Source organism: Mycobacterium sp. DBP42, assembly GCF_005924235.1.
GTDB classification, from domain to species: Bacteria; Actinomycetota; Actinomycetes; order Mycobacteriales; family Mycobacteriaceae; genus Mycobacterium; species Mycobacterium syngnathidarum.
Window position 1 is genome coordinate 1 of record NZ_VCMY01000038.1, and the last position, 19,048, is coordinate 19,048.

Annotated in this window: 18 protein-coding genes and 2 pseudogenes; 14 read left to right on the top strand and 6 right to left on the bottom strand. The window is 64.7% G+C overall.

The genetic code is table 11. The features are described from left to right. Positions 1-187: 187 nt before the first annotated feature. Positions 188-2,734 carry an ATP-dependent chaperone ClpB gene (clpB, locus tag E0T84_RS25005; RefSeq protein ID WP_138745815.1) on the bottom strand — a complete coding sequence of 849 codons (2,547 nt, stop codon included), beginning with the start codon at positions 2,732-2,734 and terminating at the stop codon, positions 188-190. 156 nt (positions 2,735-2,890) lie between these two features. Between clpB and E0T84_RS25010 the strand changes: the two genes are divergently transcribed. The 9 genes and pseudogenes from E0T84_RS25010 (at position 2,891) to E0T84_RS32450 (ending at position 7,747) form a co-directional block, all read left to right on the top strand. Continuing rightward, entirely contained in the window at positions 2,891-3,559 is a 669-nt protein-coding gene (locus E0T84_RS25010) for a GAP family protein (RefSeq protein ID WP_138745816.1), read from the top strand. Positions 3,560-3,596: 37 nt separating this feature from the next. Beyond that, positions 3,597-4,220 (top strand): hypothetical protein, encoded by a 624-nt coding sequence (locus E0T84_RS25015; protein ID WP_070946367.1) that lies wholly within the window; start codon positions 3,597-3,599, stop codon positions 4,218-4,220. A 113-nt stretch (positions 4,221-4,333) separates the two neighbouring features. Then, positions 4,334-4,450, top strand: a pseudogene (locus E0T84_RS32785) (DUF2510 domain-containing protein); the annotation flags it as partial. A gap of 195 nt (positions 4,451-4,645) precedes the next feature. Continuing rightward, positions 4,646-5,113, top strand: coding sequence for a hypothetical protein (locus tag E0T84_RS32445; protein WP_249383744.1), 468 nt, complete (start codon positions 4,646-4,648; stop codon positions 5,111-5,113). Between the two features lie 107 nt (positions 5,114-5,220). Then, the gene (locus E0T84_RS25025; RefSeq protein ID WP_138745817.1) at positions 5,221-5,958 is read left to right on the top strand and encodes an EspA/EspE family type VII secretion system effector; all 738 of its coding nucleotides are present in this window, start codon (positions 5,221-5,223) and stop codon (positions 5,956-5,958) included. Between the two features lie 14 nt (positions 5,959-5,972). Next, positions 5,973-6,290 (top strand): ESX-1 secretion-associated protein, encoded by a 318-nt coding sequence (locus E0T84_RS25030; protein ID WP_138745818.1) that lies wholly within the window; start codon positions 5,973-5,975, stop codon positions 6,288-6,290. A gap of 116 nt (positions 6,291-6,406) precedes the next feature. Next, positions 6,407-6,925, top strand: coding sequence for a hypothetical protein (locus E0T84_RS25035; RefSeq protein WP_249383745.1), 519 nt, complete (start codon positions 6,407-6,409; stop codon positions 6,923-6,925). 12 nt (positions 6,926-6,937) lie between these two features. Further along, a pseudogene (locus E0T84_RS32790) lies at positions 6,938-7,054 on the top strand (DUF2510 domain-containing protein); the annotation flags it as partial. 201 nt (positions 7,055-7,255) lie between these two features. Then, on the top strand, positions 7,256-7,747 hold the full coding sequence (locus E0T84_RS32450; RefSeq protein ID WP_249383746.1) for a hypothetical protein: 492 nt from the start codon (positions 7,256-7,258) through the stop codon (positions 7,745-7,747). 250 nt (positions 7,748-7,997) lie between these two features. Here the strand turns inward: E0T84_RS32450 and E0T84_RS25045 are convergent, their stop codons facing one another. After that, positions 7,998-8,573, bottom strand: coding sequence for a TetR family transcriptional regulator (locus E0T84_RS25045; RefSeq protein WP_070185542.1), 576 nt, complete (start codon positions 8,571-8,573; stop codon positions 7,998-8,000). A 154-nt stretch (positions 8,574-8,727) separates the two neighbouring features. Between E0T84_RS25045 and E0T84_RS25050 the strand changes: the two genes are divergently transcribed. From E0T84_RS25050 to E0T84_RS25060, 3 genes are read left to right on the top strand one after another with little or no spacing between them, the layout of a single operon-like run. Next, complete coding sequence (locus tag E0T84_RS25050) at positions 8,728-9,762, top strand: ABC transporter permease (RefSeq protein ID WP_138745819.1); 1,035 nt, start codon at positions 8,728-8,730, stop codon at positions 9,760-9,762. Continuing rightward, positions 9,749-10,915 carry an FAD-binding oxidoreductase gene (locus E0T84_RS25055; RefSeq protein WP_070185541.1) on the top strand — a complete coding sequence of 389 codons (1,167 nt, stop codon included), beginning with the start codon at positions 9,749-9,751 and terminating at the stop codon, positions 10,913-10,915. Before E0T84_RS25050 ends, E0T84_RS25055 begins: the two co-directional genes overlap by 14 nt. 18 nt (positions 10,916-10,933) lie before the next feature. Beyond that, positions 10,934-11,836 carry an aldose 1-epimerase gene (locus tag E0T84_RS25060; protein ID WP_138745820.1) on the top strand — a complete coding sequence of 301 codons (903 nt, stop codon included), beginning with the start codon at positions 10,934-10,936 and terminating at the stop codon, positions 11,834-11,836. On the opposite strand, the gene E0T84_RS25065 is transcribed toward E0T84_RS25060, so the two are convergent. The 4 genes from E0T84_RS25065 to dnaK are packed head-to-tail and all read right to left on the bottom strand — an operon-like array spanning position 11,833 to position 15,914. Then, a complete protein-coding gene (locus E0T84_RS25065) occupies positions 11,833-12,216 on the bottom strand; it encodes a heat shock protein transcriptional repressor HspR (RefSeq protein WP_070185539.1) in 384 nt (127 codons plus the stop codon). The two genes, E0T84_RS25060 and E0T84_RS25065, sit on opposite strands and share 4 nt — an antisense overlap. Continuing rightward, positions 12,213-13,379, bottom strand: coding sequence for a molecular chaperone DnaJ (dnaJ, locus tag E0T84_RS25070; protein WP_075909152.1), 1,167 nt, complete (start codon positions 13,377-13,379; stop codon positions 12,213-12,215). The genes E0T84_RS25065 and dnaJ overlap by 4 nt, the downstream gene beginning before the upstream one ends. A gap of 37 nt (positions 13,380-13,416) precedes the next feature. Further along, a complete protein-coding gene (gene grpE, locus E0T84_RS25075) occupies positions 13,417-14,058 on the bottom strand; it encodes a nucleotide exchange factor GrpE (RefSeq protein ID WP_138745821.1) in 642 nt (213 codons plus the stop codon). Next, entirely contained in the window at positions 14,055-15,914 is a 1,860-nt protein-coding gene (gene dnaK / locus E0T84_RS25080; protein ID WP_138745822.1) for a molecular chaperone DnaK, read from the bottom strand. The genes grpE and dnaK overlap by 4 nt, the downstream gene beginning before the upstream one ends. A gap of 313 nt (positions 15,915-16,227) precedes the next feature. On the opposite strand from dnaK, the gene E0T84_RS25085 reads away from it, so the two are divergent. Next, positions 16,228-17,355: an NAD(P)/FAD-dependent oxidoreductase gene (locus E0T84_RS25085; RefSeq protein WP_138745823.1), complete on the top strand. Its 1,128-nt coding sequence runs from the start codon at positions 16,228-16,230 to the stop codon at positions 17,353-17,355. A gap of 34 nt (positions 17,356-17,389) precedes the next feature. Continuing rightward, on the top strand, positions 17,390-19,036 hold the full coding sequence (locus tag E0T84_RS25090) for a LuxR family transcriptional regulator (RefSeq protein ID WP_249383749.1): 1,647 nt from the start codon (positions 17,390-17,392) through the stop codon (positions 19,034-19,036). Positions 19,037-19,048 lie beyond the last annotated feature (12 nt).

Sequence of the window (19,048 nt, forward strand, 5' to 3'; positions counted from 1 at the left end):
ACACCTGGTGCCGGCACTACTGCTCAAATGCCAACCCACAACGGGCGACAGACACAAATCGAGCCAGACACCAGATGATCCAGACCCAACCACCGCAACGCGGCAAAAGCCAGACTGACACTGAGACGCAAATGTGCCCAATTCCGCTTGGAAAAACGGCACAATTGCGTCTGTTCGGCGGATGAAATCAGCCCAGTACGAGGCTTTCGCCGTCGGCGCTGACGTTGACCGGCACCACGTCGCCGTCGTGCGCCTCACCCGCCAGCAGCATCTTGGCCAGCTGGTCGCCGATGGCCTGCTGCACCAGGCGGCGCAGCGGCCGAGCACCGTAGAGCGGGTCGAAGCCACGCTGCGCCAGCCACTGCTTGGCCGGCAGCGACACCTCGAGCGTGAGCCGGCGCTGCGCCAGCCGCTTCTGCAGCTGCTGCAGCTGGATGTCGACGATCGAGACCAGCTCGCCGGGTTCGAGGCCGTGGAAGATGATCACGTCATCCAGCCGGTTGATGAACTCGGGCTTGAACGCCGCCCGCACCGCGGCCATCACCTGCTCCTCGGTGCCTCCGGCACCCAGGTTGGAGGTCAGGATCAGGATCGTGTTGCGGAAGTCAACCGTGCGGCCCTGGCCGTCGGTCAACCTACCCTCGTCGAGCACCTGCAGCAGCACGTCGAACACGTCCGGGTGGGCCTTCTCGATCTCATCGAAGAGCACCACGGTGTACGGACGCCGGCGTACCGCCTCGGTCAGCTGACCACCCTGGTCATAGCCGATGTATCCCGGAGGCGCACCGACCAGCCGAGCCACCGAGTGCTTCTCGCCGTACTCGCTCATGTCGATGCGGACCATGGCGCGTTCGTCATCGAACAAGAACTCCGCCAACGCCTTTGCGAGCTCGGTCTTACCGACACCGGTCGGGCCCAGGAACATGAACGAACCCGTGGGCCGGTTGGGGTCGGCGACACCCGCGCGCGAACGGCGCACGGCATCCGACACCGCGGTCACCGCGGCCTTCTGACCGATGACGCGTTTGCCCAGCTCCTCCTCCATGCGCAGCAGCTTGGCGGTCTCGCCTTCGAGCATCCGGCCGGCCGGAATGCCGGTCCACGCCTCGACCACCTCGGCGATGTCGTCTGGTCCGACCTCTTCCTTGAGCATCACGTCTTCGCGGGCCTCGGCCACCGGCAGTGCGGCGTCGAGTTTCTTCTCGACCTCGGGTATGCGCCCGTAGCGCAACTCCGCAGCCTTGGCCAGGTCACCGTCGCGCTCGGCCCGGTCGGCGGCGCCGCGCAAGCTGTCCAGCTGCTCTTTGAGCTCACGGACCACGTCGATGGCGCCCTTCTCGTTCTGCCAACGAGTGGTCAGCTCAGCGAGCTTTTCCTTGTAGTCGGCCAGCTCGCCGCGCAGCTTCTCCAGCCGCTCCTTGGACGCGTCGTCCTCTTCCTTCTCGAGCGCCATCTCCTCGATCTCGAGGCGACGGACCAGCCGCTCGACCTCGTCGATCTCGACGGGCCGGGAGTCGATCTCCATGCGCAACCGGGACGCGGCCTCGTCGACGAGATCGATGGCCTTGTCCGGCAGGAACCGCGCGGTGATGTAGCGATCCGAAAGAGTCGCAGCGGCAACAAGAGCCGAGTCGGTGATGCGCACACCGTGGTGCACCTCGTAGCGGTCCTTGAGGCCGCGCAGGATGCCGACGGTGTCCTCGACCGACGGTTCACCGACCAGCACCTGCTGGAACCGGCGCTCCAGGGCAGCGTCCTTCTCGATGTACTTGCGGTACTCGTCGAGCGTGGTCGCACCGACCAGGCGCAGCTCACCACGGGCCAGCATGGGCTTGATCATGTTGCCCGCGTCCATCGCCGACTCACCGGTGGCACCGGCGCCGACGATGGTGTGCAGCTCGTCGATGAACGTGATGACCTGACCGGCCGACTCCTTGATGTCGTCGAGCACAGCCTTGAGGCGCTCCTCGAACTCGCCGCGGTACTTCGCGCCGGCCACCATCGAGCCCAGGTCCAGGCTGATGACGGTCTTGTCCCGCAAGCTTTCCGGCACGTCGCCGGCCACGATGCGCTGGGCCAGGCCCTCGACGATCGCGGTCTTGCCGACGCCGGGCTCACCGATGAGCACCGGGTTGTTCTTGGTGCGACGGCTCAGCACCTGCACGACACGACGAATCTCGTTGTCGCGCCCGATGACCGGGTCCAGCTTGCCTTCCCGGGCACGAGCGGTCAGGTCCGTGGAGTACTTCTCCAACGCCTGGTAACTGCCCTCGGGGTCCGGGCTCGTGACGCGGGCGCTGCCGCGCACCTTGGTGAATGCCTCACGCAGCGCTTCCGGCGAGGCGCCGTGTCCGGTCAACAGCTTGGCGACCTCTGAGTCGCCGGTGGCCAGGCCGACCATCAGATGCTCGGTGGAGACGTACTCGTCGTCCATCTCGGTGGCCAGATGCTGGGCCGTGGTGATCGCAGCGAGCGATTCCCGGCTCAGTTGGGGTTGGCTGCTGGCGCCACTGGCGCTGGGCAACTGGTCGAGCAACCGCTGCGCCTCGGTCCGGATCGTCGCGGGGTCCACGCCGACGGCCTCGAGCAGGGGTGCGGCAATGCCCTCCTTCTGGGTGAGCAATGCCATCAATAGGTGGGCGGGCCGGATCTCCGGATTGCCTGCGGAACTGGCCGCCTGCAACGCTGAGGTCAGCGCCGCCTGAGTCTTGGTCGTCGGGTTGAACGAGTCCACGACACCTCCCTTTTCCGATAGAGAAAATGCTTGTCGCGATGTACAACGTAGTCAAGGTTGAGTCTGTTCCGCTCAACTTTAAAAATTTTCCCGAGCTGCCCCGACCAGCCGCGTAACGCTGGTCCACGGCGTTTAGGTGTTGCTAGGTTGCTCGCTATGACGCAGAGCTGGGGTTCGGTATTCACCGAACTCATCCCGCTGGCCATGGTGGTGGCCCTCTCGCCACTGTCGATCATTCCCGCGGTACTGGTACTGCACAGCCCCCGCCCCCGGCCGACCGGGCTGTCGTTCCTCGCCGGATGGTTCCTCGGACTTACCGCGCTGACCGCCATCTTCGTCGGCGTCTCCGGGCTTTTCGGCCAGCTCGACGAACCCCCGACATGGGCGTCGTGGCTGCGCATCGTGGTCGGCGCCGCCCTGATCGTCTTCGGGGCGTATCGCTACCTGACGCGGGCCAAGTCAGAGCACAGTCCCAAGTGGATGGCCAACCTGAGCAAGCTCACGCCCGCCCGGGCAGGTGCTGCCGGCGCGGTACTCACCGTGGTGAACCCCAAAGTGCTGTTCATCTGCGTGGCAGCAGGTTTGGCGATCGGTACCGCCGGCCTCGGTCAACCCGGAGTGTGGGCGGCGGGGCTGTACTTCGTGCTGGCCGCCGGATCGACCGTCGCCCTCCCCATCCTCGCCTACGCGGTATCGGGCCAGCGTCTGGATCCCGCGCTGGCCCGCCTCAAGGAATGGATGGAACGCAACCACGCGGTGTTGGTTGCCGCCATTCTCGTCGTGATCGGCCTCCTCGTGCTCTACAAGGGAATTCACGCCCTATAGGCGACGTATTCGGCGCGGGACCGGCTACGGTGTGCGCATGTCCGAATCCGGTTTCGGTGATTTCGAATTCGAGCGGAAGTTCTTTGTCCGCGAATTGCCCGCAGCGGCAGCATCGGATCCCATGCCTGCCCTCATCGTGCAGGCATATCTGTTCGCATCCGACGGATACGCGGTGCGCGTCCGGGTACAAGGGCCTGCGCCCGCGAAATTGGAGGCCACGCCCGCAGAGCTCGTCGCGGCATTGGGCGAACAATCGCTCGGGACCATGACCGCCAAAGGCCCCGCCGTCGGCGGCACCCGATACGAGGCCGAACGCGAACTCGATCCGTTGGTCGCCGCCCAGATCGTCGGTCGATCCGAACACGTGATCGCAAAGGTCCGTTACTCGATGTGGCTGGGCGAGGACGGCTGGATCATCGACCAGTTCCTCGGGCGAAACGCGCCGCTATTGCTCTCCGAAGTCGAACGCGGCGGTCCCGTGGTCGATCTGGTGATTCCATCGTTCTGCGTTTCCGAGGTGTCCGAAGACGACCGGTTCCGCAATGAATATCTGGCACATCAACCATTCGGTACCTGGGCCGAGATGTATCTGAATGAACTCGAACGACGCGGGCCCAGTTTCGTCGACACCTTGGGACACAATCACTTCGAAGGCAGGTGAGCGGCAGGCCATCTACTATCTGCGGCAGCGGCTCGACGTCCCCGAGATAGCATCGACGAAACGCGGCGAGGCCGAGAGCGAATCTTCTCGGCAAGTATGAAGGGTTCCGAATCATCGACAACAGCGTTCCACCAGCTGGACCGCCCGGCTGGTTCACCGATCCGTGGAATCCTCAGCAGCTCCGCTACTTTGACGGCCGACAATGGACCACTCAGTCCGCACCCGGTGCCGCCGCTAAGCCGCAGTTCACAGCACCAGTAGAGGAATCCGGTTACCCGTTCGGTGAGAGAATCCTGATACTGCGCGCCATCGCGACCCAACATGACGCCAGCATCATGTGTGGGGTCGAGAATTCGCGCGGCGAGCACATCGGACTGATACGTCCTACGTCGAAAATCGGCTGGCTCACCAGGGGAGCCGAGGGGATGACGTTCGTCATGATTCGTCCTGACGGATCGCCGCTGCTGTACTTGACCAGTTCCGGCGGATACCGACAGACCATTCAGGTGCAGGACCCCGCCGGGCAGGCAGTGGGCAGTCTGCGTCGAGGTGGATCGCGTTGGCGGATTTACACCCTGACCATGGAGATGGAGTTTCAAGGGCAACGTCTCGGGCAGTCCAATGTAGGCACCACCATCGCGAAAATGGACAAGAAAGTCCACGAACCCATCTACGACGCCGCCGGCGGGTTGCTCGGCCACGTCGATCGCCAGTGGCACCCGAATACCGGATCACGAAATCCGCACTTTGACTACACGCTGGACTGCGCGGCGCCAACGTCACATCCACTCCCCACTCTGATGCTGACGATCGCCTTCGCGCACTACATGAACGACCGAATCCAGATGGGTGGCCCGCTCGGGGGCCCGCGTTGGAAATCACCGAACAACTGAGCGGTGACGGATCGCCCCGTGAACTTGCCATGGCGATCATGCACAAAATTGGTGAGCAGAGGCCCCTTGGCGCGCCGGTACACTCATCTGCGGACAGGGGGTCATAGGTGGCAGCTTGGGACGATATTCTCGGCGGTATCAACACGGCGTGGTCGGCAAAGAGCCACGTGGAGACCGCACAAGACGGAAATGTGCATCCAGTAACGAACGTCTTGACGACCGCATCCGACGGGATAGGGCTGACGCAGTTGGCCGGCACCGTGATTCCCGCCGTTGCGAACAAGTTCTCCCCGAACCTCATCCCCAAATGCCCACAGACCCCGATCATTCAGGGCGGGTTGCTGGCTATCGCCGCGATGAATCTGCAATGCGGAATCGGCACACCCGACAGCGGTGACCGGTTCGCCAACGGCAACAAGGAACTCAATACGGTCGGGCAGATACTCCAGTCGGCCACTCCAACTCAGAACTGGCAAGGCAGTGCCTCAAGTGCTTATGCCTCGCAGGACGTCAAGCAATTGGATCGCTCCCAGCTCATGGCCGAGGCCGACCGCACGATGCAGGCGGTCGTTCAAAAACAAGCGGGCCAAGTGACAAATACCCGGTCCATCTTGGACGCATGTTCGGTTGCACTGGGAATCATGGTCGCACCCGCAATGGCCGCCTACCCGCTCGTTCCCGCGGGGCCTGCTATCTCGATGTCGATCCAGATCGGTGCCGTCGCAGGCTCGGTACCGATCGCGATGGCAGCCATGACGAAAATGGGCGTCGACGCGGCCATGAACGGCGTCGAAGTCGCCAAGGCGACACGTATCTACAACCAGGTAGCCGCGACCGCGCGCTGACGAAGGAGGCATCCATGCCTGATTTCTTGAAGGTAAACACCTCCCACGTGCTGGATCTTGCTGAATTGCAGGGAAAGGCAGCACAACAACTTCTCACGGCCGCCGCGGCCGCACAGGGCGTCGGCACATCGATGATGGTGAATCACGGTCTGGTGTGCACGACGTCGAATACAGCTGTCCTGATGGCTGAACAGGCACGCGCCGCCGCCTGCGCAAAGTTGAATTCCGTTTCGACCGGCCTCTCCACGAAGCTGACGACGGCTGCGTCCCGGTACGATCAGACCGATGCGCAAGCCGCAGGCAAGCTCGGCAAGGAAATGCGTCCGCGGTGAGGGTGAAGCCGTAACAGGCTTGGTCACGATGGGATGCGAAACGACACATGACACCTCACGCTTCGGACGACAATTGGGACGCAGCAGACGACGCGAACGGCCTCGATGCTCTCGACGTGAGCATCGCTGAGTCCGACGGCGGCACATCCGAACTTGATTCTTTGCCGGACTACGCCCCCGGCGACGTTGACGAGAGAGTGGACCTCGACGCTGTTTACGACTATGGAAACCATGAGGCCGAAGACTCCGGAGTCGACGACTTCGCCTCCTCCCCGGCAATGGCCGACACCGAAGATGACGATCAGGGCACCGTCATGCAGGCCATCAACCCGCCGGGCACCGTCGCCGTCACGGCCTATCTCAACGGCTCAGTCGCCCAGGTTGACCTGGACCCGCGAGTGACAACATTGACGGAGTCCCAACTGGCAGACGAGATTCGCTTTGTGGCCGCGGTAGCCGCCGCGAAAGCGACGGCGGTGGTGCATGTCGGTGTGGTCGACATGATGGTCGAGCAGGGTGTGGATCTCGGGGAAGCCACGAATTTCGTGGCGGCGAACATGCCGTTCGCGACTCCGCAGCAAGCCGCAGACGCCGAGCTCGCGCTCATCGCGCGCCACTCCGAGCGGGAAGACTGACCGAGGAGCCACATCAACGAATTCCCGGCCCCGTCCGCGCATGCGGGTTGGTTCACCGACCCGTGGAGCCCACAGCAACTCCGGTACTTTGACGGCAGGCAGTGGACAGCCCATGTGACTTCCGGTCCGCCAATACAGCCGGAGACCGCGGCACCATTACCTTCTCCGCCTGTGTCGTCGGGTGGCTACCCGTTCGGGGAACCCACTCTGTTTCTGCAACCGATCCGCGGCAGCTTCAGCAGCGACATTCGTTGCCACATTACGAACCGCGGTGGGCAACTACTCGCTCTGATCCAACCACGGAAGGCATTGCCCCGAGGGGCTGAGGCAATGAGCGAACTTGCATTCGAGGTCGTTCGGCCCGATGGCACCCAACTGCTGCAGTTCACCCGATTCGTTGGATTCAGGGGTTATGGGAAACACCGTCTTCAGGTCCACGATCCGTCCGGCCAAGATCTCGGCTGCCTTCGCCAGACCAGCTCGTACTGGCAATACTTCCGAACCCACAAAATTTCGTTCGAGCTCGAGTATCAGAACCAACCGGTAGGCGCCACCAAAATACGTTCCTATATCCCGAAGTTCACCAAGTTGGAACTCGACGAACCGATTTGCGACGCCAGTGCAGAGATCGGACGCGTACAAAGTCAACGGAACCAATCCAAGCTTGAACGCATGTTCATGTACGCGACCTTCGATTACCGGCTCGACTGTTCGCGTCCCACTTCCCCACCAATGCCTACGCTGCTGTTGGCCACCGCATTTGCACACTTTCTGTACGACGATCTCGATTCGCTGGCGCCGTTCTCGCGGTTTGCCCGGTGAGCGTGCCGTTAGCTTAGAGGCCAGCCCTCCGCCCATTCAGTGTTGGTCCAGAGAACGCCAAGCCGCGTGTTGAACGCCCAAAATTGTTGTGTAGCAACATATTGCCATGCTATTGGGCTCGCTGCAGCAAGGAGGGCCAGACCGAATGCCAACACTCTGGGTCCACAAAGTCTCACCATGATGCCGGGGACAAGCTTGGGTGGGATCAGACGCGATCGGCGTCGTGCAGATGTTTCTCAACAAGTAGCACCTACAACTCAGGCAAGCCCAGCTCATCCGCATCGGCGGTGAGGTAACGGGTCAAGGTTGGTGCGAGCAGACGCACCACCTGTTCACCGTCGAGTGTCGCCAACGGTGGCACGGCCATCACGTAGCGCAGCATCGCGGTGCCCACCAGGCTCGACGCGGCGAGCATCGCCCGTAGCCGGGCCTGCTCGCCACCACCTAGCACGCCGGACACCGCGGCCAGCACGTAATCCTGCATGAACGCTCGAAATGCCACGTGCGCATCGGAATTCGATGTTGCCGATTGCAGCATGACCCGCATGCTGGCCGCGGTTTCAGGCGTTTCCCACATCTTGAGGTAGACGCGGACCATACGTTCGCCGATCTGCTCTGCCGACCCTTCCAGGGCAGCCACCAGAACGTCGGGATCCAGGATCAGGCGTAGCGATTCCCGGAACAGGTCAGCCTTCGAGCCGAACAGATACAGCACCATCGACGCGTCGACGTGGGCGTCCGAGGCGATGGCGCGCAGCGTCGTCTTCTCGTATCCCTCAGCCGCGAAGCGCAGTTTGGCGGCCGCCAGCACAGCATCGCGCGACACCGGATCACCCTGACGACGCCCGCGTCGGTTGGCAGTTTTCCCAGGTGAAGCCACACGTCGACACTATCATTTCAATAACCGTTGAAAAACTACCCCGCCAAGGCCTACCCTCAGACCAACCGATTAATTCAACGTCGGATGAAAAGAGGGAATGATGCTCTCGACCCAGACCGCCACACCCGTCCACCACGCCGCACCCGAACACGAGCCGCCCGCAGCGCTACGTGCCGCCGGAATCGTCGCCGTGCTGTCCCTCGCGATCGCCGTCGTCGCCATCGCCTTCGCATTGCCCGCTGCGCGGTCAAAGCCCCACGACGTCCCGATCGGCGCAGCCGGCCCGCAGGCAGCCACCAGCCAGGTCACCGAACTCCTCGAACGGCAGGCCCCGGATGCGTTCGCGGTGACCTACTATCCCGGCGAGAAGGCTCTACGGGAAGCCATCCTCAACCGAAACGTATACGGCGGCATAGCATTCGGTCCGCAAGGACCGACCCTGCTGACCGCCACCGGAGGCAGCCCGGCCGTGGCGCAGCTACTCACCCAGATCGGAAACGGCATCGCTGCTCACCAGGGTGTGCCCCTCCACACCGAAGATCTCGCCCCGCCCGCAAGCCAGGATCCCCGCGGCACCGGCCTGGCTGCCTCTGCCTTGCCGATCACGCTGGCCGGGATCCTGCCCGCCGCCGCGCTGGTACTGCTGTTGCGGCGTGAGGTGTGGACCCGGCTGATCACTGCGATTGTGTTCTCCGCGACCGCAGGCATTACCGTCGCGGCCCTGCTCCAGCACGTGTTCGGCTCGATCGACTCGAACTTCTGGGGAGTGGCGGCCGGACTGACGCTGGGAATCGCCGCGGCCGGCCTGACCGTACTCGGACTGGGCTCACTGTTCGGCAAGGCCGGCCTGGGCGTCGGCGCGGCGCTGGCCCTGTTGCTGGGCAACCCCCTGTCGGGGTTGACGGCCGCACCGGAGATGCTGCCCGCCGGCTGGGGTCAGCTCGGCCAGTTGCTGCCACAGGGCGCCACCGCCACGCTGCTGCGATCCACCGCATACTTCGGCGGTGCAGGCGCGGACTTGGCCATCATCGTGCTCAGTTGCTGGGTGCTGGCCGGGCTGACGTTGGTGATCATCGCCGCATTGCGGCGGCCCGCAAGTTCCGCGCATATGATGCGACTCCGTGGGACTCGATGACCGTCAAGCACTGGAGACGCTCCAGCGTGCCGTCGACCCCGAGCAGGGCTCCGCGCCCCTGATCCGCGACTTCTACACCCAGTGGTTCGCCACCGACCTCTCGGCCCGCGATCTGTTCCCGCCCGACATGGACAGCCAGCGCGATGTCTTTGCCCGCGCCCTGACCTGGTTGTTCGGAGAGCTGATCGCCCAGCGCGCCGAAGAACCGGTGGCGTTCCTGGCTCAGCTGGGCAGGGACCACCGCAAGTACGGTGTCACGCAGAGCCATTACGACTCCATGCAGGAGGCGCTGTACAACGCGCTGCACCGCCACCTCGAACCCGAATGGGACGAACGGCTGGCAGAGGCCACCCACGATGCCGTGGCACTGGTCATCGGGGTGATGCGCGGCGCCGCCGACGCCGAGGACTCCCCCGCGTACTGCGACGGCACCGTGATCGAGCACCACCGGGTCACCCGTGACGTCTCGGTGATCCGACTGCAGCTCGACCAGGCATTGTTCTACCACCCCGGCCAGTACGTGACGGTCCAGGTGCCGCAGTGGCCGCGCCGGTGGCGCTATCTGAGTCCCGCCGTCCCCTCCGACCGCTCCGGGGGCATCGAGTTTCACATCCGGTCCGTCCCCGGCGGCATGGTGAGTACCGCCATCGTCGCCGAGACCAAGATCGGGGATCGGTGGCGGATGTCCAGCCCACACGGCGGGTTGCACGTCGACCGCGACGGCGAAGATGTGCTGATGGTAGCGGGCAGCACGGGCCTGGCCCCGCTGCGCAACATCATCATGGACATGACATTGCACGGCGAGAATCCGCGCGTGCACCTGTTCTTCGGCGGCCGCTATCCGTGCGATCTGTACGACCTGAAAACCCTGTGGCACATCGCCTCGACCAACCCGTGGCTGTCGGTGACCCCGGTGTCCGAATACAGCACCGATCCGCCCTGGGCCGGCCAGTATCCCGACGTCCAGCCGCCGCGCGGCCTGCACGTGCGCCAGACCGGCACCTTGGCCGAAGTGGTGACACGGTACGGCAACTGGGGTGATCGGCAGATCCTCATCTGCGGCGGCCCGGACATGGTCACCGCCACCAAAGCCGCCCTGGTCGAGCGGGGTGCGCCGGCCGAGCGCATCCAGCACGACCCACTGACGCGCTGAGGATGCCAGACTTGCCCCATGCCCGAGGTCCAACAAGTCACCTTGTCTGACCCGTCGTCATCGCTGACGGCCACCTACGTTCCGGCGGCGGGGATGATCTGTACCTCGCTTGCCGACGGCGATGTCGAGTACCTGGGCCAGCGACGCGGGCTGCAGGCATACCTCACCGACGGCAAGACCATGGGCATCCCGATCCTCTATCCGTGGGCGAACCGCTTGAGCGCCAACCAATACCGCGTCGGGGACACGGTGGTGGACGTGGCACCCGGAGTAAACGGTGTGCGCGCCGACGCCCACGGGGCGCCGATGCACGGCGTGCTGGCCGCCAATCCGGATTGGCAGGTGACCGAGAAAACCGAGGGTGCACTCATCGCCGACCTGGACTGGGGCGCCCACCCGGGCCTGCTGGCGACATTCCCGTTCCCGCATCGCCTGACCATGGCCGTGACGCTGGCCGACCGGACCCTTACCGTCGCCACCACGGTGACGCCGACCACCGACCGGTCGGTACCACTGTGCTACGGCTACCACCCGTACGTGACAATCCCCGTTGTGCCCCGCGAAGATTGGCAATTGCAGACCCCGACCATGCGGCACCTACTCGTGGATGACCGGGGACTGCCCACGGGCGAATCCCGGGAGTGGCCGGGCGGCGAGGAACGGCTGGGCACCACCGAACTCGACGACGGATGCGATGACGTTGGGCCGGGCGCGGTGTTCACCCTGTCCGGCGGCAGCCACCGGGTCGATGTCAGCTTCGACGAAGGTTACACGGCCGCACAACTTTTCGCTCCCGGGAACGACGCCGTGGTGGGCATCGAGCCGATGGCCGCACCGACCGACGCGCTGCGCCGAGGGAATTACAGAATGGCCGCCCCCGGAAGTCCGGAGACGGCCACCTTTTCGATCAGAGTGGGCTAACGCGCACCGCGGCGGGGCGGCCGCGGCTGCCACAGCACCACCGCTTTGGATGCGACGGAGACGTCGCGGCGCTGATCACTGAGTTGTTCGACCTGCTGGGTCAACTCGGAAACCCTGGTGCGCAGCGCGTCTACCTGATTGGTCAGTTCGATGATGCGCTTGATCCCGGCCAGGTTGACGCCCTCGTCCTGCGACAACCGCTGCACCTCACGGAGCAGGTCGACGTCGCGTTCGGAGTAGCGGCGCCCGCCACCGGAACTGCGCTGCGGGCTGACCAGGCCGAGCCGGTCGTATGTGCGCAGGGTCTGCGCGTGCATACCGGCCAGCTCGGCGGCCACCGAGATCAAAAACGTACGTGCTTCCTCTTTGCGCTGGCTCATATGTTGCCTGCCCACCCGGCCCGCGGATCGAACCCGCTGGCCCGCTCGGCTTTCGCATACGCTTCCAGTGCCTCTGCCGCTTCACCTTCCAGGTTCGGCGGTACCGCCACCTTCACCGTGACCAGCAGGTCACCGTGGCCGCCGGAGCGCTTGGGCACGCCACGTCCGCGCACCCGCAGGATCCGGCCGTCTGAGGTGCCCTTGGGCACCCGCACACCGACCTTGCCATCCAGCGTGGGAACGGAAAGTGTTGTACCCAGCGCCAATTCGTGGAAGCTCACCGGCACCGCGACCGTCAGGTCGTCGCCGTCACGCCCGAACACCTTGTCCGGCCGCACATGCACGGTGACGTAGAGGTCACCCGATGGTGCGCCTCGCAGCCCGGCTTCACCCTGGCCGGCCAGCCGGATGCGCTGACCGTCCTCGACGCCCGGTGGGATCCGCACGTTGATGGTGCGAGTCCGGGTGGTGACGCCGGTGCCCTGACATTCGGAGCAGGGGTGCTCGATGATCGAGCCGCTGCCCCGACATTCGGTGCAGGGTTCGGAGAATCCGAACGCACCTTGGTTGCGGTTGACCACACCCGAGCCGTTGCAGTTCGGGCACACCTTGGGGCTGGTGCCCGGCCGCGCACCACTGCCGTGACAGTTGGTGCACGGCGCCGGGCTGGTCAGCCGCAGCGGCATGGCCACGCCCTTGGTGGCTTCCAGGAAGGACAGCTCGGTTTCGGTTTCCAGGTCGTTGCCCCGGCGGGGCCGGCTCGGCCGCGGTTGTGCACCGCGCCCGAACAACCCACCGAAGAGGTCACCGATGTTGGCGCCGCCGCTCTGTCCGGCCGCGTCGAACAGGTCTCCGAGGTTGAATTCGGCTCCGTCGGAACCGAACCCGCCACTGAAGTTCCCACCCGGGTTGAACCGACGCCCACCCCCGGCGAACAACCGGCGGGTCTCGTCATACTCCTTGCGCTTCGCGGGGTCCGACAGGACACTGTTCGCCTCGGAAACGGCCTTGAACCGATCTGCCGCACCCGAATCGGGATTGCGGTCGGGATGCAGTTCGGAGGCCAGTTTCCGGTAGGCCTTCTTGATCTCGTCGGCGCTGGCGTCAGAGGAGACGCCGAGTTCTTTATAGAAGTCCTTCTCGACCCACTCGCGTTGGGCCATGCGCCACCTCCTTACCTCTTCTCTCTAGTTGGATTGTCTATTTCTCTGATTCTGCGGCCTGATCGCCGGCGGCGTCAGCGTTATCCGCTGTCCCCGACTGGGAATCAGCACCGGCCTCGGCTTCGGGAACAGTGTCGACCACGCCGACGAGGGCGTGCCTGACCACTTGGTCACCGATCTTGTAGCCGCGGCGCATCACGGTTCCGACTACTGGATGGGTGCCCTCGCCCTCGTGCTGCACAGCCTCGTGCAGCGACGGATCGAACTCGTCACCCTCGGCCCCGAATGCGGAAAGACCCTGCCCTTCAAGGGCGCCGACGAGCTTGTCGGCAACCGACTTGAGCGGCCCGGTCTCGAGGTCACCGTGGCTACGGGCCCGGTCCAGATCGTCGAGCACACCCAGCAACTGGGTGATGACGGTGGCCTTGGCCCGGTCCGCGGTCATTTGCTGATCGCGCAGGGCCCGCTTGCGGTAGTTGTCGTACTCGGCCTTGACGCGTTGCAGCGTGGCCTTGAGCTCGGCTACCTCGTCGCTATCGGTCGCCGGCGCACCGGCATCGGAGGCGGCCGGAGCCGGCCCACCAGGGGCCGGCTCCTGCTCGCGAACCTCACCGGTGTCGGGATCGATGCGCCGTTTGTCGGTGATGGTCACCGGCTCGTGCGAATCGTTCTCGCTCACTTGGTCTCCTGATCATCGTCGACGACCTCGGCGTCCACCACGTTGTCGTCCGCGGCACCCGAGGAAGCTCCAGCGTCGGCTCCGGCGGCCTGCTCAGCCTGGGTGGCCTCGTAGATCGCCTGGCCCAGCCCCTGCGATTCGACACCGAGCTTCTCCATGGCGTCCTTGATCGCCGAGATGTCAGTGCCTTCAAGCGCCGTCTTGGCCTCAGCGATCGCGGCGTCGACCTTGGTCAAGGTGTCCTCGGGAACCTTCGAGCCACCATCGGCCTCGCGCTGCTCCTTGACGAACTTCTCCGTCTGGTAGACCAGCGACTCGGCCTGGTTGCGGACATCGGCTTCCTCGCGACGCTTGCGGTCCTCGTCAGCGTGCGCTTCGGCGTCCTTGATCATCCGGTCGATCTCTTCCTTGGACAGGCCGGAGCCTTCCTGGATCTTGATCGTGTTTTCCTTGCCGGTGCCCTTGTCCTTGGCGGTGACGTGCACGATGCCGTTGGCGTCGATGTCGAAGGTGACCTCGATCTGCGGCACGCCGCGGGGGGCCGGCGGGATACCGGTCAGCTCGAAGGAGCCGAGCAGCTTGTTGTGCGAGGCGATTTCGCGCTCACCCTGGAAGACCTGGATCTGCACCGACGGCTGGTTGTCGTCAGCGGTGGTGAAGGTCTCCGACCGCTTGGTCGGGATGGTGGTGTTGCGCTCGATCAGCTTGGTCATCACGCCACCCTTGGTTTCGATACCCAGGGACAGCGGGGTGACGTCAAGCAGCAGAACGTCTTTCACCTCACCCTTGAGCACGCCGGCCTGCAGCGCGGCACCCACTGCGACAACCTCGTCCGGGTTGACGCCCTTGTTGGGCTCCTTGCCGCCGGTCATCTCCTTGACCAGTTCGGCCACGGCGGGCATGCGGGTCGAGCCACCGACGAGCACCACATGGTCGATCTCGCCGACCGAGATGCCGGCATCCTTGATCACCGACTGGAACGGCTGACGGGTGCGGTCCAACAGATCCTGAGTGATCTTCTGGAACTCGGCGCGGGTCAACTGCTCGTCGAGGAACAGCGGGTTCTTGTCGGCGTCGACGGTGATGTAGGGCAGGTTGATCGAGGTGCTCTGCGAGCTCGACAGTTCGATCTTGGCCTTCTCCGCGGCCTCACGCAGCCGCTGCATCGCCATCTTGTCCTTGGTCAGGTCGATGCCACTGGTGGCCTTGAACTTGTCGACCAGCCACTCGACGATCCGGTCGTCCCAGTCGTCGCCACCGAGGTGGTTGTCACCGGAGGTGGCGCGCACCTCGACGACGCCGTCGCCGATTTCCAGCAGCGAGACGTCGAACGTGCCGCCACCGAGGTCGAAGACCAGGATGGTCTGTTCCTTGCTGCCCTTGTCCAGGCCGTAGGCCAGGGCGGCCGCGGTGGGCTCGTTGACGATGCGCAGGACGTTGAGGCCGGCGATCTGGCCGGCTTCCTTGGTGGCCTGACGCTGGGCGTCGTTGAAGTACGCGGGCACGGTGATGACGGCGTCGGTGATGTCCTCACCGAGGTACGCCTCGGCGTCGCGCTTCAGCTTCTGCAGCGTGCGCGCGCTGATCTCCTGCGCCGTGTAGTTCTTGCCGTCGATCTCGACGGTCCAATCGGTGCCCATGTGACGCTTGACCGAACGGATGGTCCGGTCGACGTTGGTCACCGCCTGGTTCTTGGCGGGCTGACCGACCAGCACCTCGCCGTTGCGCGCGAACGCGACGACGGACGGGGTGGTCCGGGAGCCTTCAGAGTTTGCGACGACGACGGGGTCGCCGCCTTCCAGGACCGCCACGACGGAGTTGGTGGTCCCGAGGTCGATACCGACCGCACGAGCCATGTTGTTGCCTCCTGATAGAGATATAGGGGTCTGAGCGGACTGCGCTCAAGCTTGCTCCGGGTCAGCTTAGATTGTCAACCCAGACTTGAGTGTATATCGCTCAACTTGTTGTCGATGTGGTCAACGGCAGCGGCGTGGGATTTGTTCCCGAGCACGACAGCGGAGTGCCGAGCGCCCTGCCGACTTACTACGACAATCCACCCACTCGGCACCGGTGAAGATGGGTGATCCGCCCGAGGCGGCTGACGGCTCCGCCTCCTAGCGTTGGGGATATCACCCGGTCGGCACGTCCCCACCAGGCAAGGGGTGCGATATGAGCACACAACACATCGAGACACTGATCATCGGAGCAGGCCAGGCCGGCCTGTCCACCGGCTATTACCTGCAGAGAATGAACCGGCCGATCTTGATCATCGACGCGAACGAGCGGATGGGCGACAACTGGCGCCGCCACTACGATTCGCTGCGGCTCTACACGCCCGCCAAGTACAGCGGCCTGCCAGGTACGGGGTTCCCGGCGAAAGACCGGTGGAGTTATCCGAACAGGGACCAGGTAGCCGAGTTCCTCGAGCGCTACGCCCTCCAGTGGGATCTGCCGGTGCGGATGCGCACGCGCGTCGACCGACTGGCCCCACGAGCGGGCGGCGGCTACACCGCGTTCATCGGTGACGACACCATCACGTGCGACAACGTCGTGGTCGCGACCGGGACATTCGGTCGCACACCCAATCTTCCCGACTTCGCCAACCGGTTGGATCCGACCATCCGGCAACTGCATTCGAGCGAATACCGACGTCCCGAGCAATTGCTGTCCGGGGCGGTGCTGGTGGTGGGCGCCTCGCACTCCGGCACCGACATCGCCTACGAGACAGCGCTGACCCATCCGACGGTCCTGTGTGGCCGCGACTGCGGCCAGATTCCGGTCCGGTGGGACTCGCGCCGCATCCACGTCGCATTGCCCATCTTGGTATTCACCTGGCGCCACATCGTCACCAGAAGGACACCGATCGGCCGAAAAGCGATGCCGCACATTCGTTTTCATGGCGCACCGATGCTACGCGTCAAGCGCGATGATCTAGCAGCCCGAGGCGTGCTGCGGCACACCGCCCGCGTGTCAGGATTGACCGACGGACGGCCGACACTGTCCGACGGCACGGTACTGGATGTGCGAAATGTCATTTGGTGCACCGGATTCAAGCAGGTATTCGACTGGATCGAGCTACCGATCTTGGGCTCGGATGGCTGGCCGCGGGAGTACCGCGGGGTGTGCACCGAGGCACCCGGCCTGTTTTTCTGCGGGCTGAGTTTCCAGTATGCGTTCAGCTCGATGGTGCTCCCGGGCATCAGCCGCGATGCGGAATACGTCGCCACGAAGATCGCGACGCGCGTGAGACAGGGCCGACGGTCAGCCAGCCCTTCGCAGCGTCAGCTATCAGCCTGACGAGGTCCAGCGGCGTAACCTCATACCCGAGGTGATGCGCGTGGGCGTCGTCGAAGATCTCCTCTCGGCGCGCGAGGCTTATGAGCGCCGCGACTGGCTGGCGGCCTACCAGGCGCTATTGGGTCTGAACACGGCGGACGGTGCCGCCGCCACATTGGGCGGCGAGGATTTTGTGCGCCTTGCGACGGCCGCTTACCTGACCGGACGGCACAACGACTGCATCCAGGCGCTGCAGCGCGCCTACCAGATACATTTGGACGCCGACGACATCGCCGGCGCAGTGAGATGTGCGTTCTGGTTGGCGATGGTGTTGACGGACGCCGGCGAATCGGCGGTCGGTAACGGCTGGGTGGCCCGCGCACAGCGGCTGCTCGAGGACGTGCCCGATGACGTCGTCGAGCGCGGCTATGTGCTGATCCCGGTGATGATGCGCAACGTCTTCGCCGCCGAGTTCGCACCGGCCCACCAATGCGCCATGGAGATCACCGACTACGGGCGCCGGTTCGGCGATCCCGACCTTGTCGCGATGGGCGTCATGGCTCAGGGCCGGATCGCGCTGTACGCCGGGCGTGTCCCCGAAGGGCTCGCCCTGCTCGACGAGGCGATGGTGTGCATCGCGACGGGCGCCGTGTCGCCGATCTTCGCGGGCCAAGTGTATTGCTCGATGATCGAAGGCTGTCAGGAGGTTTCGGATCTGGGCCGGGCCACCGAGTGGACGGTTGCGTTGACCAAGTGGTGCGATGAGCAACCCGGCCTGGTCCCCTTCACCGGTCAGTGTGCCGTACACCGCGGCCAGATCATGACGTTGCGCGGCGCATTCGACGAGGCACTGGAGGAGTTCGCCAACGCCGTCGAGCGATACATCGAGGCGGGTGTCACCCCAGCCGCTGGACTTGCACTGGCAGAACGCGGTGACGTGCTGAGCATCCTTGGACAGTTCGATGCGGCCGAGGCGGCGTATACCGAGGCGCTGGAATACGGCCACGAGCCGCAACCAGGCCTGGCTCTGCTGTGGCTGGCCCGAGGCCGCGTCGCTGCAGCAGTCGCGGCAATCAAACGGCTGCTGGCCGAGCGGCGCGACTCGGTGCACCGTTCGCAGTTGCTGCCGGGTGCGGTGGATGTCCTGATCGCCGCCGACGAGACGGACATTGCCGCCGACGCCAGCAACGAATTAGCTGATATTGCACGAAATTTCGGCTGCGTAGCGCTTCGCGCCATGGCCTGCCGCGCCGTCGGTCACGTGGCTCTGACTCGAGGCGACCACGCGGGCGCGATCCCGGAATTGCGGCACGCGGACCGGCTCTGGAGGGAGCTCGACGCGCCATACGAGGCGGCGCGATGCACTGTTCTGCTCGGCCGAGCGCTGCGCGCCCTCGGCGACGAGGATTCGGCGGTCGCCGAACTGACCGCAGCGCGCGGCAGCTTCGCCGGACTCGGCGCCGTACCGGCTGAGCGGGAAACCGCGGCGCTACTGCATCCCCGCGCGCCCGGCGGGCTGAGTACGCGGGAGATCGAGGTGCTGCGTCTGGTTGCCGCGGGCCAGACCAATTCCGAAATCGCGGCCGCGCTGTTCCTGAGCGAGAAGACTGTCGCCCGGCATTTGTCCAACATCTTCGCCAAAATCGACGTCGCCTCCCGTACTGCCGCCGCTGCATACGCATTCGAACACCGGTTGGTTTGACGGGATATCCGG